This is a genomic window from Methanobrevibacter sp. (genome assembly GCF_030539665.1).
In the GTDB taxonomy this organism is placed as follows: domain Archaea; phylum Methanobacteriota; class Methanobacteria; order Methanobacteriales; family Methanobacteriaceae; genus Methanocatella.
On record NZ_JAUNXR010000003.1, the window covers coordinates 165947 to 182901 of the forward strand.

Genomic DNA, 16955 nt, shown 5'->3' on the forward strand with positions numbered 1-16955 from the left:
AATCTCCAAACGTGTTTAAAGTTCATTTAACATTTGAGCTATGTCTTCCTTTGTATAGCCTAAACGCACAAACAAGCTTTTAACAGTATCCCTATCTGAAAATTGGGTAATTTCCCTCCATCTTTTGAAGTCGTTGTTTAAGATACTGTTGATTAATAGTTGTATTGTGATTAAATCATCACTTTTAATAGCTACAAATGCTTCCTCATTATCAAAAACCCTTTGTGGATCGATTAAAGTAATTTTACCTAATCTGTCTTTTTTTATTATAGCGTTATCGATTTTATAACTCATCTTAAATCCCCTGTATTATTACTCATATAATGTTTATCTAAATCCAACCATAAAAACATTAACCTCTAATCCACTCATATCCACTTTCGATGGCCTTAAGGTTAAGGTCGTGGAACTTCGGATTCAGGTTGTTTTTCATTGCATCGATTACGGACTCTTTTGAAATCGGGAAATTGTCATCTGCAGTAACCGCACCTAAAAGCACCATGTTTAAAGAAACTATGTTTCCCGCATCAATAGCCAATTGATTACCTTCAATCGGAAGCACGTTGTTGTAGTTTTCTTTGAGAATGGAAATCAAATTATCAATTTTTGGATAAGGCTTGTCACCGGAACTTGGAATTAAAGGGAATGTGTTGAAAACAAGCTTGGTGTCCTTGTTTGCTTTATCCAATGCCCTTACAAGTTCAATAGGTTCGAATGAAAGTATCATGTCAGCACTATGTTCCGGAAGAATTGAACTGTCGAAATCACCTATCTTCAATTCTGTGGATACTGAACCTTCCCTTTGAGACATACCGTGAATTTCACTCATGACCACATTGTGTCCCTCATTCATTGCGGCTTCACCAATAATTACTGAGGTTTTAATAATTCCCTGTCCTCCTACACCGCAAATATACATACTATAATTATCTTCTGCCATTTTCTCACCTTCCTGCACTTAAAGCTCCATACTTACAAACCTGAACACAAATATTACATCCATTACACATTGCCCCATCAAGAACTATCTTGTTGTCCTTAAATGATATTGCAGGACAAGCCAATTCATGTGAACATTTCTTACACTGGTTACATTTGCGTTCATCAAACTGAACTGTTGGCCTTTTCGGGAATCCTTTAATCAATGTACAAGGGGATTTAGCAATGATAACAGCCACACCATCAAATTCCAATGCCTCCTTGTATGTCTTGATTACCTGTTCCAAGTTAAGAGGGTTTACGACACGGACAAACTTGACTCCTGCAGCATTAGCCAATTTACGAATTGAGATTTCAGGAGCCTCATCACCCATACCGTCAACAGGAATTCCTGGATTTGGCTGACCACCTGTCATGGCAGTAATCCTATTGTCCAAAACTGTTAAAACGAAATTCTGTTTGTTGTGGACAGCGTTTATCAAAGGTGATACTCCGCTGTGGAAGAATGTTGAATCTCCAATGAAGCTTACCACATGCTGATCGGTAGCTACTGAAAAACCGCAGCCGTCACCGACACTTGACCCCATGGACAGGAGATAATCTGCTGCATTGTATGGAGGGTTAATTCCAAGAGTGTAACATCCTATATCTGATGCGAAAACCATATCCTCGCTAGGAATTCCAAGCTCTTCAGCAGCCTTGTTGATTCCATAATACATTGCCCTATGAGGACATCCTGAACATAGGACAGGAGCCCTGTTTGGGATTTCTGAGATTAATTTCTTTAAAGAATCAGTTAGTTTTGGCTCTTCCTTTTCGTAGAAATGCAAGTATTTGTTGAATCCGTCTTTAACAATATTTGGATTGAACTCATGATACATAGGGAATGTTCCATCAAGCTTTCCATGAACCTTAACATTCAAATTGTTTTGGGCTATGACAATAAGAACTTCCTTTTCAAGGATAGGATCCACTTCCTCTACAACAAAGACCTCATCCAAATCCTTCAAGAATTCCACCAGCTTCTTGTCAGGAGTAGGGTTAGACAATCCCACCTTGAAGACGTCAATATCCAAATTATTTACATTTACAACATCATGAACATAGTTGAATGCACTGCTTGAAGCTATTGCACCAATCTTTGAACCTGCATCATTTGTTTGCTTATTTAGATCTGACTTGTTTGAAATGGATTTGACCTCATCCATCTTTTCAAGCAAATCAATGTGCATCTGTTGGGCAAATGCAGGGACAGGCACGAACTGTGCAGGGTTCTTTTTAAATGTTCCCTTCTTCCAATGAGTTTCCCCATTGCTGGAATTATCCTCAACATCACCGAATTCCACAATTCCCCTCATGTGGGAAACACGTGTGGTAGTTCTTACAATAACAGGCAACTGAACCTTTTCAGACAATTCAAAACCATACTTAACCATGTCCTTGATTTCCTGACAGCTTGAAGGTTCCAAAACAGGCAAGTTAGCCAGATGTCCATAATGACGGCTGTCCTGTTCGTTTTGAGATGAAAAAATTGAAGGGTCATCTGCAATTAAAATAACCATTCCGCCACGAACACCAGTGTATGCAGTAGTCATGAACGAATCGCTAGCCACATTCATACCCACATGTTTCATAAAAGTAAATGAACGAAGCCCTGATGCAGCTGCAGTAGCTGCAACTTCCATTGCTACTTTTTCATTAGTTGAAAATTCAAAGTATATGTTTGCATCTTTTGCAAGAAAAGATAAAATATTACCAATTTCAGAGGAAGGAGTTCCCGGATAGGTTGCCGCTACAGAAAGACCTGCTTCGATTACTCCCCTTACAGCAGCCTCATTACCTAACAGAAATTGCTTATCTCCTTTTTTTCCTGTTACTAATTCTTTTAAATTCATTATCTCTCCTCAAATTAATTACAATAAAACTTGATAAAATTAAAATTTATTAATAATGATTAATATATTATATAATAGTTTTGTATTAATATAAATGTATTTTTTTTAATCTGATTTTATGAATTTTAACACATGAGGTAATGCAATGATAAAAGTTTATGTGTCTAGATTTGATAGGGAAGTAGACTCAGAACCACATATTGAATGCTACGAAATTGAAAAAACACCTGGAATGAAAGTATTGGATGCTCTTAAAGCAATAAATGAAAAATACGATGCTGACATTAGCTATAGGGAATCTTGTCGTGCAGGCCAATGTGGATCTTGCGCTATTAAATTCAATGGAAATGGGGCTCTTGCATGCCAAAAAGAAATAAAGGACGGAGCATTGATTGAGCCACTTGACTTTCCAGTGATTAAGGATTTGATTGTCGATAAAAGTGAAATTGAACAGAAAATAAAGGACATACATTTAAATCTAATTCCTCAACACGAAGATAAATGCTTCAATGAATCAATTACCAGTGAGGACATTAAAGAGACTAAAAAGGTCAGAGGTTGTATTGAATGTCATTCCTGCCTTTCTACCTGCCCTGTCGTCAAATACTTTAAAGATGAATACGGCGGACCCTACATAATGAGATATCTCTCTAAATTTGACAAGGACCCAAGAGACATGGATGACAGGCTAAGGGAAAGTCTGGAGGAAGGCCTGTTCAAATGTACAAGCTGTGGAAAATGCAAATCAGTTTGTCCTAAAAATATAAACACCTTTGGAGATGCAATTACCAAATTTAGAGAAAAGGCCTGTCAGGAAGGAGAAGGGCCTCTTCCGGCACATGTCAAGTTCAAGGAAAATATCCAAAAAACCAACCGTTCAGTTGTAAGTGACAAAAGCTTTGTAGAGGAAATCAACAAAATTAAAGCCAATAAAAAAGGAGAAAAACCTAAAGTGGCTTTATTTACCGGTTGCATGATGGATAAAAAATTGCCTGAAGTAGGCTATGCCTTAATGGATGTTCTTGAAGCCAATGGAATAGAGGTTGACATTCCTCAAGAGCAGGTATGTTGCGGATCACCTTTGATCAATACCGGACAGACCGAGGCCGTTCAGGATTTGGTTGATAAAAATAAAGAGGTGTTTGCTGATTACGATACTGTAATAACTGTCTGTGCAGGATGCGGTGCGACACTTAAAAACAAACATCCGGAATATGGATCCGAGCTTAATGTGATGGACATAAGTGAATTTTTAGTGGATAAGCTTGACTATGACAAGATGAATGAATTGGATATGAAAGTTACCTGGCATGACCCATGTCACTTAGTTAGAGGCCAAAACATCAAAGACCAGCCAAGAGAAATCATAGAAAATATGAAAGGGGTTGAGTTTGTAGAAATGAAACATCCTTGTCAATGCTGTGGTGCTGGTGGTGGAATAAAATCCGGAGAACCTGAAATAGCCTTGAAATTGTCATCTGAAAAGGCTAAGATGATTGACGATACAGGTGCAGAAGCAGTAATCACAATTTGTCCGTTTTGCCAGTTGAACCTTCAGGATGGTCTTGACAACGAAGAAGTTGACGTTAAATCAATGAACCTTGTAGAATTATTGCAAAAGGCATATGAATAGAAAGGGAGTGTAAGAATGGGAGATGCTGCAGTTAGTGAACAGTCAGTTGTGAATCATGAATTAAACTCATCAAAAAATGAAAATGAAGAAAAAACTGATGCGAAGGAAACTTCTACAAAAAAAGCAAAAAAGAAATCACAATCCAGTGGCAAGGAAATCTCCATAACCCTTAAAGACAATCCTGATGAAGAATCATTAAAACTTAAAAGTAATATTTATGTAGTTTTTGTTGAATGTGAAACTCCAGGAAACATAGGTTTTCTTGCAAGAACAATGGCCAATTTCGGACTTTCAAAATTAGTATTGATTAATCCTCCTGAACTTAAGAAGGAAGCATTTTATCAGGCAATGCATGCTCAGCACATAGTTGAAAATGCAATGATTTTTGATAGCTTGGATGAATTCTACAAAAATGTGAGGATTGATTTTAAAGTGGCTTCCACAGGAGTTGCTGGAGGTAGCTATAATCTTTCAAGAATTCCAATAAAACCTGAAGAATTAGGCCGTAAGTTGAATCCCAATAACAATACTGCCATCATTTTTGGACGGGAGGGAAATGGGCTTACAAATAAAGAAATTGAAAGCTGTGACATAACCGTAAGCATTCCAACCGACCCAACATATCCAATTATGAATATTTCACATGCGGCAGCGATTATTCTATATGAACTGTTTAAAAATAGAAATGAATTTCCAGTTGAAGGTCTTGAAGAGAGCACATCAATTGAAAAGGAATATCTGCTTAAAGATATGGAGGAAATCATCGATGCTCTTCCAATTCCAGACCACAAAAAGAAAACTGGATTAAGATCATTTAAAAATATTATAAATCGCGCTTTTATTACTGGGCGTGAAGCACATACATTAAAAGGTATTTTAAGAAGATTAAAAATGAATCAAGAGGAATAAAATGACTATTCTAAGTGATAAAACCATAAAAGAATATCTAGAGGAAGGTAAGATTGCGATTGAACCTTTAGAAGATGAAAAGCAAATTCAACCATCTTCCGTAGATATGAGGCTTGGAAATGAGTTTAAAGTTTTTAAAGTTATTAGAAAACCATATATTGATCCGAAAGATCCCGAAGATGTTGCATCATATATGGAATCTACCGTTGTTGAACCTGGAGAAGCTTTCATTATTCATCCCAATGAATTTGCATTGGCTACAACAAACGAATACGTTAAAGTTCCAGATGACCTTGTAGCAAGAGTAGAAGGCCGTTCTTCCATGGGAAGACTTGGTGTGACCATGCACGTTACAGCAGGATTTATCGACCCTGGTTTTGAAGGAAAAATTACTTTGGAAATTTCAAATATCGGAGCCATGCCAGTGGCATTATACCCTGGCCAAAGAGTATGTCAAATAGTATTTGAAACCATGACAACCCCATCTGAAATACCTTATGGACACCCAACAAGAAATAGTAAGTATATGGGTCAAGTAAAACCAGAAAGCAGTAGAATTAAACAAGATTATGAATTAAAGAAGGAATGAACCATGAATCATGATAAAATGACAAACATTAGTGCAAAAAGAGGATTTCTCTGGCCATCTTTTGAAATTTATTCTGGAGTATCCGGATTTACAGATTATGGACCTCTTGGAGCAAGTTTAAAAAACAACATAATGCAAAAATGGAGAAAGCAATACGTTTCAGGAGAAGGATTTTACGAAATCGAAGGACCTACCGTAATGCCTAAAGAAGTTTTAAAGGCATCAGGACACGTTGACAACTTTACTGATCCAATGACCAAATGTGAAGAATGTGGAGAAGTGTTTAGAGCTGACCACATCATTGAAGATGCAATTGGAGAAGATGTTGAAAGTTTGGAAAATGAAGAGCTTGATCAGATTGTTGTTGAAAACAATATCCTATGTCCCGAATGTGGTGGAAAACTAGCCAACATTTGGAATTATAACTTGATGTTCCAAACCATGATTGGAGCAAAAGGAGATAAAGTAGGTTACATGAGGCCTGAAACCGCTCAAGGAATATTCATTCTCTTCAAAAGACTTGAAAGATTCTTTAGAGGAAAACTTCCGTTTGGTGCAGTCCAACTTGGAAAGGCATATAGGAATGAGATTTCACCAAGACAGGGAGTAATCAGACTTAGGGAGTTTACACAGGCTGAAGCAGAAATTTTCCTAAACCCTGAAGACAAGACAACCCCTAAATTCAACAAGATCAAGGATGAAATCCTATACCTGAATTCCCAGGAAGTTCAGGAAACCGGAGGGGAACCTCTTAAAATTACAGCAGGCGAAGCATTGGAACAGGGAATTGTAGCTAATGAAATGCTCGTATATCAATTATACTTAGCTAAAAAGTTTTTAAATGAAATTGGAATTCCTGATGAAGTTTTAAGATTCAGACAACATTTGGCTGGAGAAATGGCCCATTATGCTCTTGACTGTTGGGATGTAGAATGTTTGACTGACAAGTATGGCTGGGTTGAAATAATAGGAATTGCCGATAGGGGAGATTATGACCTAACTTCACACACTAAATTCAGTAATGACGATTTGAATGTTTTCATTGAATATGATGAACCTAAAGTCGTTAAGAAAACAGTTGTGAAACCTAACCTTTCAAAATTCGGACCTGTCTTCAAAGGAGATTCCCCAAAAGTCAAACAGGCCATCGAACAAGCAGACGCAGATGAGATTATCCAAAGCCTTGAAGAAAACGGAAAATATGTAGTTGAATTAGACAACGTATATGAGGTTCCAGAAGATCTCTTGATAATTGAAGAGGTTGAAGAGGAAATTGCCGGTGAAAAGATTGTTCCACATGTAATCGAACCTTCCTTTGGAATTGATAGAATCGTTTACTGCACACTTCTCCATTCATTCCACGATGGAGATAAAGAATACTTTAAGTTTGCAAACGAAGTAGCTCCAGTTCAGGTAGGGGTTTATCCTTTAGTAAACAAGGAAGGACCTCGTGAAATTGCAGAAGAAATTACCAACAGCCTCAGATTGGAGGGCTACACTGTAGAACACGAAGTAACTGGAACAATAGGTAAAAGATATGCAAGGGCCGATGAAATCGGTGTTCCTTTAGCTATCACTGTTGATTTTGATAGTTTAGAAGACAACAAAGTAACAATCAGGAACAGGGATACTGAAGAACAGGAAAGAATAGCTATTGATGAAATTAGCCCATATCTTGAAGCTTATTACAAATAAGGGAAGAATCACATTCTTCCAACTACTTTTTTTAAAAAAAATAATAAAATTTGTGTGAATTCATTGAATCAGCACAAATTTACATTTTATATTTTAAATTGTATTGAACAGCTTGTTTGCCCATTTTAAACCTTCAGAAGATTTCGATACCATTATCCTGTTTTGATCGTAACTACCATCTTTCCTATAAAGGCCGAAAATCATCATGTCATTGGCCAGTATCAGTAAAAAGTTAAAATCGTTTTTGAATTCCTTAATCTTGACATTGGGCAAATCCAGATCGATATTTCTTGTGAAATCATCAAAAATATCATGAGACAGCTTGATTTCAACCTTTTTGTCGGAAGCTGCAAATTCCTCTATTTTTTCCCTTAAGTCCTGAAAGCTGATTGGAAGAATTGCTTTGATGGAATCTGATTTTTCAACAGCATCCAAAATGACTTTATTAATCTTATATGCATTGGTTCCACTAGATTCCAATAATTTGCTGTTTTCAACCATGCACAATTCAGATATGGAATTTATTGAGATATTCCTAACCTTATGATTTTCAAATAAATTGAAGAACTCCTGAAGAATATGGATGGTCTTGTTAAACTCCATCAGGTTCCTAATATATATTTTCATGACATTTGATAGAAAATAGCGGTTATCATCCCTTTTGACGTATTGATTTGTTTCAAGAAGATGAATGTTTGAAGAAATGGAGCTGTAACTTAGGCCAGTGTCTTCATTGAGTTCTTTCATGCTTTTATTGCCTTCAAATAAACTGAACAGTAGCTGCAATCTGACTATCGAATTAGTTATATGTTTTATTTCATCAGAAATATGTTCATAGTTTTCTAAATATTCTTCATTTTTCTTATTCACAAAACCACCAATGAGTAATACTTTACTAGTAGTTATCCTTAAGAAAAAATATAAAAAATTTCAAAGTGCGACTGTGTGTAAAATCACAGAAACTTAAAAAACAAAGAAAACAAAAATAACAATATAGAAAATCAAAAGGTTATGAAAATGATAGACACACATATACATGCAGATGCAAGAAGTAGTGAAGATTTCGAACAAATGTATTTAAGTGGAATAGATAGTGCAATAACTTGTGCTTTTTATCCTTATGATTTATTTAATGAAACTGTTCTTTTAAATCATTTAGAAAAAATATTAAACTATGATACCGCAAGAGCAAAAAAGTATGGCCTTGACTTGAAAGTAGCTTTAGGGATACATCCATCAAACTGTGATGTCAAACCTGAACTGATATATGAAAATCTCTACAAATGGATTGAAAACAAAGATATCGTAGCCATTGGAGAAATAGGCCTTGAAAACCTGACTGACAATGAAATTGAAGTATTCAAAAAACAATTGGAAATTGGTGATGAAACAAAAACCAAAGTAATCGTCCACACACCCCGCAAACAGAAAGCTGAAGTGTTAAAAGTCATAAACGAAATAATACCAGAACATATTGACGAAAAATTAGTTGTGATTGACCATATCAATCCTGCAGTTGTTGAAGATGTTATTGACAGGGATTATACCTTAGGCCTTACAGTCCAACCTCAAAAAATGGAAAAGGAAGATGCGATAGCTATTTTAAACGAATACGGATTTGACAGATTTTTGTTAAACAGCGATATAAGCAACATGCCTTCAAACCCATTATCAGTTCCGGAAACAGTAAGGGAATTGCAAAAACAGGGATTTGAAAATAAAAAAATAGAAAGAGTAGCATTTAAAAATGCTAAGGAATTTTTTAATATATGATTATTTTCTAACCAAACTTATGTTTTCAGGAGAGATAATAATCAAATTCTTATCTTCAGTGCGTGAAAGAAGTATTGCTTCTACACCAAACTGATTTCTCATATCTTTAATCTTATCGGCAGCTAATTTAAAGTTAGCTGGACTTTCTTTTTCAATAAAAGCAAAATCAACAATTACCGGATTTTTCTCTTCGATTATCTGATCGATGATGTAGTTAATGTCATCGATTGTTTTTGGCTTAAGCAACAATATTTCATAACTTGAAGAATAGTATTCATATTCAGGCTCAATGGTATATTCTTCAATATCATCATCATAATATTCAGAAATCGGATAAGATGGTGCTAAATTATTACTTTTTTCTTCAGTCTCTTCAAAACCTAAACTTCTTCTTAAAGCATTCATAAAACTCATATTAATCGTCCCCTAAATAATCAAAAATAGCATCCAATAATTTTGAAGCACCATTATTATAAACATCCTGAGTAGGTAAGTCATATCTATCTTCGAAGTATTCCTCATCCATATCCTCTAAATCTGAATTTCTAAGATTGATGGAGATACCTACAACTTTAGTTGGTTCAACAGCTTCAATAGCCTTAATTTCATCAGGAATTCCTCTTGGTTCTCTATAAGGGTGATTTGGTCTGTGTGCAACAATAACTGCATCCGGTGCAGAACCTATCAAGATTGATGCAGATAGTCCTCTTGGATGAGGATTTCCTTTTTCAGTCAAACTGGATTGACCTTCAATAAAAATGATATCAGGATTTTTAGATTCCTCAACGAATTTGATAGCGCTTAAGATAGCTGCAGGGACATCCATAACAGACAAACTTCCTGCTCTGAAATTAAAATCGGTTGGTTCTTCAATTCCCATTTCATCAGTGGAAATAATGGCTGAAGTCAATCCTCTTTTTTCAGCTTCAATACCTAAAGCTTTGGTGGTGGTCCTTTTACCACATTCCTGAGATGTACCTCCAACAAAAACAACCTTTGCCTTTGGAGTATAGGAAATTTTAGGTAAAACTTCACAGGATTTTTCTGGAGCTACGCCAGCTATTTCCTTAACCACGTCTAATCTTGGACTAATTTCCTTAATTTCCACGCCTTTTGATTCAGCAAATTTGACTAGAGATGAATTGTCCGCAACCGGGAGGGATCTAAATGAACATACTACATTTAAACCAGCATCAATAGCCTGAACAGCATACTTAAGTGCTGCTCCTTCAGCTCCAATAGGAATCATTATTGCAATGGATTTAGCGTCATTGTCTTCTAAAGCTTCTTCAAGACTGCTAGAAACTTTAATCCCACAGAACGGTTTGCCTTGTTTTCTCTCATCATCATCAATGAAACCTACTGTTTCAATACCCTCAAGGTTGGAGAATTTCTCTCCACCACCCCCACATCCAACTATAACGTAAGGGTTAAGATTTTGAAGATCTTTTACTGATTTTACTGAATACAAAATTATCACACCTTATAAATAAATAATTATAATTATTGGAATCAACGAATAATTTATAAAATTATAATTAAGATATATTTATAACTTTTATTATTATTAAATATGGTGATTTTATAACCTAATAAATTAAATAATATATATCAATTGAAAAAAATAGGAGGAAAAGATATGGATGAAATAAATTCAATGGTAATAAATTGTCCTGCCTGTGGAGCTGAAAATAAAGCCAAATCCATAATGAGAGAAATTGAAATCCCTCATTTCGGAAAAGTGCTTGAAACAACAATTCTTTGTGATGAATGTGGATTTAAACACAATGACATTATAGCTCTAGAACAACATGACCCAGCAAAATATACCATAGACATAAACAAAGATAATTTATCAGTGCGTGTGGTAAGATCCCAGTCTGCAACAGTAAGCATTCCAGAACTTGGAGTGAAGGTGGAACCTGGTCCAAAATCAGAGGGATACGTAACAAATGTTGAAGGAATAATAACAAGATTCAAGGATGCAACAAAAAAAGCATTGAATCTCTTTTCTGAAGAGGAAGCTCAAAAAAATGCAAAGCTAGTTCTAGAAAAATTAGATTCACTTAGTGATGGAACATCAGAAGCCACTTTAATAATTTATGACCCTTTCGGCCAAAGTAACATCGTAAGTGACAATGTAAAAATAGAAGAAATTCCTGAAGAGGAATTAAAAGAATTGAAAACTGGTTTTACAATAATAGAAGATGAATGAAGAGTCTATTCTTCTTCATCATCAGCTACTAAACTAATGGTAAAGTCATCCTCTTCAACTACGTCTTTTAATTTTAATGTTTTCTTAACGTCCATAGCTAAAGCGTTACAATCAGCTTTAATAGCTTCCAAATGTAATAAAATTCTTTCTTTTTCTTGGTTAATTCTTTCAATGTTAGTATATGGATAAGTTGATTCTTTTAACATCTCATATTCAATAGTAGTATATGGATATTCGTTTAATTGTTTACATACATTTTTAAGAACTTCACCTAAAAACTTGTTCATCTCAACTTTTACTCTTTCTCTTATCATTTTGTCATCGTCGAGATTTTCTTTCATTAAACGGACGACCTCTGCTTTTGCAAATGGCAATTTTTCATCGTCTTCGTCTAATTCTTCCATTACAATATCTTCGGTTTCTTCAATATTAGTTTCTTGTTCTTCAAAATCTACCATATTTTTCACCACGAAAATTGCGAAATAATAAGAAAAATAAGTCTTTACATCCTTATTACAATATAATATTTATACGAAGTTCTATTTAAAGGTATGCAAATTATTGTAAAAAGAGTCAATAGTTTTTATAGTTATGAACAAAAGTATTAAAATTATTTAGTATTATTTCAATAATTCGGCCACTTTAAAAAAATTAAAAAATGGATAGATTAAATACTATCCAATATTATTTTCTTGAAAAATAACCAAAGCCAAATGGAATTAAAATAATGATGGACATTATCAATATCATTATTGGAGATCCTGTTTTTTCAAGCTCCAAATGACTTAAATATGCTTTTGCAGCAGGATTTTCCATTAAGTGTCCACAAGGATTATCAGAATTTGAATAGAGAATTTCTGAAGTTTTGTTTGAAACATTTTCCATCAGATTTTCAATAGAAACTCCCAATTCTACACAATTGTTGAACTCATCAAAATCAAAATCATCAGAACTTACAACAGCCTTATTAAGAACAATTCCAGCATTTTGAGCCAATGCTTTAAATATTAAAGTAGCTGACTGATTATTTTCCAGTTCATCAACATGCCATAAATTACCGTTGTTTTCAAATATGCCCACATCTGCAGAATAGCTACTGAAAAGCATATACTGATCCATAATATCCTCTACAACCACATTATGAGCATTGTCAGGCCCATTATTCTTTACCTTAACAATATACTCAATAAATTCGCCAATTGAATATGTTAGCTTTGATGCTGATTTTGAAATATCCAAATCCACAGCAGGTCTGACATGAAGTGTGTTTAAACCATTGTTGTTTTCCAGATTGGTTTCGAATTCGTTTCCTGAAATAACACCATGATTTATGATGTCACCAGTTTTATTGACTGAAAATTCCAAGTTTAGGATTTTGTTTTCACCGACCTTTAAATTTCCAATGTTCCATAATCCATTGTCGAAATCACCATCACTTCCCACCAATATTAATCCATCAGGAATATTGTAAGCCACACTAACACCAGTAGCATCATCAGGACCGTTATTTGTAGCTATCAATGTTAATAAAACCTTCTGCTTATAATCGGGATTTGAATTATTGGCTAAAATTTCAACTGCCAAATCAACAGTTGGTTGGGATGAGACTGATTCTGAATGCTTGTTATTGGTTAAGTCATTATCGTACTCGTCTGCAATTACTGAAACATCGTTTTTAATATTGCCTGTTTTAATTACCTTACAATATACATTAAGGAATTCTGAGCAACCAGGCTCGATTGAATTAACATTCCAAATACCTGAATCGACATCATAATTTCCAGATGTTGAATCATAATTGATAATCATCAATCCTTCTGAAAGTTTTTCAGCAACCTTAACATTGTTAGCTGAATCAGGGCCGTTATTCTTAACTTTTATTGTCCATTTGACCACATCACCATAATCTGGACGTTTGTTGTCAACGGTTTTTACAATTGAAAGATCGGCAGCAGGAGCAACATCTATTGTTTTGGAATCAAAATTGTTTGTTAAATCCAAATCATGTTCATTTCCATTAACTTCAACATCATTTGCAAATTGGCCTGTCTTATTTACACGACAAACAATAGCTAAAGTTCTGGTTTCACCAACAGACAAAACACCAACATCCCAAACACCAGCATCAAAACTACCTTCACCATCATCAGAAACCCAAACAAGACCATCAGGAATCAAATCAGACACAACAACACCAGTAGCATCATCAGGACCGTCATTGCCAACTTCAATGATAATAGTTAACTCGCCTTTGAAATTCGGATTCAGATTGGTGACGGTTTCATTGATCCACAAATCCACAGTTTTGTCGACATGAATGGATTTTGAATCATTATTGTTGGTTAAATCATGATCATATTCATTTCCAAAAACATCAACATCATTTGCAAATTGGCCTGTCTTATTTACACGACAAACAATAGCTAAAGTTCTGGTTTCACCAACAGACAAAACACCAACATCCCAAACACCAGCATCAAAACTACCTTCACCATCATCAGAAACCCAAACAAGACCATCAGGAATCAAATCAGACACAACAACACCAGTAGCATCATCAGGACCATCGTTGCCTACCTTTATTGAAATTGTGATTTCATCTCCAAAACTTGGATTTGGATTGCTGATTGTTTCATTAATCCACAAATCAGCTGCAGGATTTACATAAATGGATTCTGAAGCGTCATTGTTTTCCAAATCATAATCATATTCATTTGAAGATATGTTTGCATGGTTTACGAGATTTCCTGTTTTGTTTATTTGAGTAACAATAATCAAGTTCATTCCAGTTCCATCATCAAGTTTTGATAAACTTAAGACACCGGTTTCGGGATTATACTGTCCTTCACTATTGTCCCAGACCCAAACAAGACCTTCTGGAAGAAGATCGTTTATGACTACTTCTGTTGCATTGCTCGGTCCCCTGTTTTTAATAGTCAAGTTCCATAAAACCAAATCCTTATAATTGTACTGTGAGTTGTTAGCTATTTTGGAAATCTGAACATCAGCATTTGGAATTATTGTAAATGTTGTTTGATTTGAAATCCCCTTATAGTAATTGTCCTCAATATGGGTGGAATATACATTATAGTTACCAGCATTGAGCTTTTTTAAATTAATGCTTGCTTTACCGTCCACATCAGAATATAATGTGTCGTTATAGACAACAGATCCATCTTCATGAACAACTGTTAATAAAATATTTGTATTGAACTCCCTATCGTCCTGATACAATTTTCCAGAGTTGGTTGCTCCCATAACAGGGTTTGCACCGTCAATTACAATATTATGAACATTTGCAGCATTGTAAATTGCATTTGAAACACCGATGTTTGAGCAATTAGCTATATTGTTTCCTCCGTAAATGACAGAATTCAATTCAACATCCTCACCATATAAAATAGGGTTTTCTGGAGCTGATATGGATAATCTATAAACCCATGCTTGATTTTCGCACATTTCATTATTATTTATGATAATCTTGTCAGCATTTTCATCTATGTAAATTGCACTGCCGTTTCTTGCAACATTGTATCTGAATGAATTGTCATCAATGACTGCATTAATACTGTTTATGTAGATAGCTCCTCCAAGGCCATCAATTATTTTAAAAAAATGAGGAGTAGCCTCGTTATTGTAAAACTGATTATTCTGAATGTTTGTTAAGTCTGCATTGATATATAATGCCCCGCCATTCATATAAGCTATATTATCATCAAACAAACAGTCTTCGATTGAAGTTGATTTTGCCTTAATAAATATTGCTCCACCTTCATGAGTTGCAATATTGTTTTTCAAACTGCAATTGTCAAAGCAAACAAATTCCCCATTTAAGAAGCATGCGCCTCCTTGAGGAGCGGAATTTCCATCGAATATTGAATTAATTATAGATAAATTCATGTTGGAAGTCAAATATCCTGTATTTAATGCACCACCATATAACTCAAATGCACTATTGTTGATAAAAACACAATCTGAGATGATTCCTGAGGAATGGTATGTTAACGCTCCACCCTGACTTGCCTTATTTGAAATAAAAGTACAGTTTCTGTATTCAACACCATCCCTAACACATCCTGCACCACCATGAGAATAAAATTCTGGAAATATTGATATGGCACTATTGTTTGTAAATAATGAGTTTATGCATTTTGAATTGGTTTTAATTTCATCCTTTCCCAATTGCAATGCTCCTCCAAAAGTTTCTGCCATATTTCCCTTTCTATTGTTTACCTCATTTGAATCAAAAATACATCCTATAACTTCATTATTCAATCCATAAAGGCCTAATGCCCCCGCAGCAGTATAAGCGAAATTGTTAGAGAATGTGCAGTTTATAACCTTTGTATTGTCTCCAGCGTCGGGAACTGCTACCCTGACGTAATCTCCATAAACTGCACCTCCCGCTTTAGCTTCATTTTCTCTGAAAACGCAATTTATGATTTCAACATCTGATCCGAGAATATAAATTGCTCCGCCACCACTATTAGGACAGTATCCATTTATAAATTCGCAGTTTTCAATAGTTAGATTGTCTCCATTTCCTCCTATTCTTAAGATTCTTTCCAAATTATTTCCATTTAAAATTGGCTTCATACCTTCCTTGCCAACAATACTGACTGATTTGTCCAGATTTATTGTTTGGCCATTTCCAACATACTCCTCCTTATCAAGAATAATTTTATCACCGTTTTTTGCGCCGTTTATAGCATTTTGAATATCCTGAAATGTTCCTATATTATTTGACTTTACATTAAGCTGTTGAGAATTTTCTTCAATGATTTCCAAATTATCCATCGCATTTTCCCCAATTTCATCAACATCCTCCGCAAGAGAATTTGAAGCGGCGAATAAAACCATTGAGGACATTATAAATACAATTAGGATAAAATGTCTTATATCTTTAGATTTAAACATTATTAATAACTCCTGAGGACGTTTTTATCTAAATTAATTAACGTGAGTTATTAAATAGCTATTAAACTTTTTATTTACTTCGCATTTACTTAAAATATTCAGCATGAATTATTAATTTAAAAATAACGCATGAATTAAAATAAAATTATGGATTAACCTTATTAAACTTTGAAATTTTATAAAATCAAAGATATAAAAAATGCACTATTTCCAATGCTAATATTGCCCAATATTTCCAAATAAAAAACAATATTGACTTAAATAAAAGATAACATCATCAAATCCTCCAAAAATCTTTTAGATGAGTTAAATATTTAAAACTTTGGATTTAAAGCAATTAAATTCTATTAAAATATAAAATATTCCCATTCAAAAAAATAATCCGTTTAC

At 34.5% G+C, this 16955-nt stretch carries 14 protein-coding genes; 6 read left to right on the forward strand and 8 right to left on the reverse strand.

All coding sequences use genetic code 11. The features are described 5' to 3' along the window. Positions 1-15: 15 nt before the first annotated feature. From Q4P18_RS04990 to iorA, 3 genes are read right to left on the reverse strand one after another with little or no spacing between them, the layout of a single operon-like run. On the reverse strand, positions 16-294 hold the full coding sequence (locus Q4P18_RS04990; RefSeq protein ID WP_303336314.1) for a hypothetical protein: 279 nt from the start codon (positions 292-294) through the stop codon (positions 16-18). 58 nt (positions 295-352) lie between these two features. After that, positions 353-940, reverse strand: a complete 588-nt coding sequence (locus tag Q4P18_RS04995) for an indolepyruvate oxidoreductase subunit beta (protein WP_303336316.1) — start codon at positions 938-940, stop codon at positions 353-355. 4 nt (positions 941-944) lie between these two features. Then, positions 945-2834: an indolepyruvate ferredoxin oxidoreductase subunit alpha gene (gene iorA / locus Q4P18_RS05000; protein WP_303336319.1), complete on the reverse strand. Its 1890-nt coding sequence runs from the start codon at positions 2832-2834 to the stop codon at positions 945-947. 145 nt (positions 2835-2979) lie between these two features. On the opposite strand from iorA, the gene tfrB reads away from it, so the two are divergent. The 4 genes from tfrB to glyS are packed head-to-tail and all read left to right on the forward strand — an operon-like array spanning position 2980 to position 7660. Continuing rightward, positions 2980-4467: a fumarate reductase (CoM/CoB) subunit TfrB gene (gene tfrB, locus Q4P18_RS05005; protein ID WP_303336321.1), complete on the forward strand. Its 1488-nt coding sequence runs from the start codon at positions 2980-2982 to the stop codon at positions 4465-4467. A gap of 15 nt (positions 4468-4482) precedes the next feature. Then, a complete protein-coding gene (locus tag Q4P18_RS05010) occupies positions 4483-5376 on the forward strand; it encodes an RNA methyltransferase (RefSeq protein WP_303336323.1) in 894 nt (297 codons plus the stop codon). A 1-nt stretch (position 5377) separates the two neighbouring features. Next, a complete protein-coding gene (gene dcd / locus Q4P18_RS05015; protein WP_303336325.1) occupies positions 5378-5965 on the forward strand; it encodes a dCTP deaminase in 588 nt (195 codons plus the stop codon). Between the two features lie 3 nt (positions 5966-5968). Further along, a complete protein-coding gene (gene glyS / locus Q4P18_RS05020) occupies positions 5969-7660 on the forward strand; it encodes a glycine--tRNA ligase (protein WP_303336327.1) in 1692 nt (563 codons plus the stop codon). A 93-nt stretch (positions 7661-7753) separates the two neighbouring features. Here the strand turns inward: glyS and Q4P18_RS05025 are convergent, their stop codons facing one another. Beyond that, positions 7754-8530 (reverse strand): winged helix-turn-helix domain-containing protein, encoded by a 777-nt coding sequence (locus tag Q4P18_RS05025; protein WP_303336329.1) that lies wholly within the window; start codon positions 8528-8530, stop codon positions 7754-7756. Positions 8531-8677: 147 nt separating this feature from the next. On the opposite strand from Q4P18_RS05025, the gene Q4P18_RS05030 reads away from it, so the two are divergent. Then, the gene (locus Q4P18_RS05030; protein WP_303336331.1) at positions 8678-9433 is read left to right on the forward strand and encodes a TatD family hydrolase; all 756 of its coding nucleotides are present in this window, start codon (positions 8678-8680) and stop codon (positions 9431-9433) included. Here Q4P18_RS05030 and Q4P18_RS05035 read toward each other — a convergent pair whose 3' ends face one another. Both Q4P18_RS05035 and Q4P18_RS05040 read right to left on the reverse strand, forming a co-directional pair. Further along, positions 9434-9847 (reverse strand): cell division protein SepF, encoded by a 414-nt coding sequence (locus tag Q4P18_RS05035; RefSeq protein ID WP_303336333.1) that lies wholly within the window; start codon positions 9845-9847, stop codon positions 9434-9436. Between the two features lies 1 nt (position 9848). Further along, on the reverse strand, positions 9849-10904 hold the full coding sequence (locus Q4P18_RS05040; protein WP_303336335.1) for a DUF1611 domain-containing protein: 1056 nt from the start codon (positions 10902-10904) through the stop codon (positions 9849-9851). Positions 10905-11072: 168 nt separating this feature from the next. Here Q4P18_RS05040 and Q4P18_RS05045 point away from each other — a divergent pair, with 168 nt between their 5' ends. Further along, positions 11073-11648 carry a ZPR1 zinc finger domain-containing protein gene (locus Q4P18_RS05045; protein WP_303336337.1) on the forward strand — a complete coding sequence of 192 codons (576 nt, stop codon included), beginning with the start codon at positions 11073-11075 and terminating at the stop codon, positions 11646-11648. A gap of 5 nt (positions 11649-11653) precedes the next feature. Here Q4P18_RS05045 and Q4P18_RS05050 read toward each other — a convergent pair whose 3' ends face one another. Further along, on the reverse strand, positions 11654-12106 hold the full coding sequence (locus tag Q4P18_RS05050) for a hypothetical protein (RefSeq protein ID WP_303336339.1): 453 nt from the start codon (positions 12104-12106) through the stop codon (positions 11654-11656). A gap of 226 nt (positions 12107-12332) precedes the next feature. Continuing rightward, positions 12333-16565 carry a hypothetical protein gene (locus Q4P18_RS05055; RefSeq protein ID WP_303336341.1) on the reverse strand — a complete coding sequence of 1411 codons (4233 nt, stop codon included), beginning with the start codon at positions 16563-16565 and terminating at the stop codon, positions 12333-12335. Between the last annotated feature and the right edge of the window lie 390 nt (positions 16566-16955).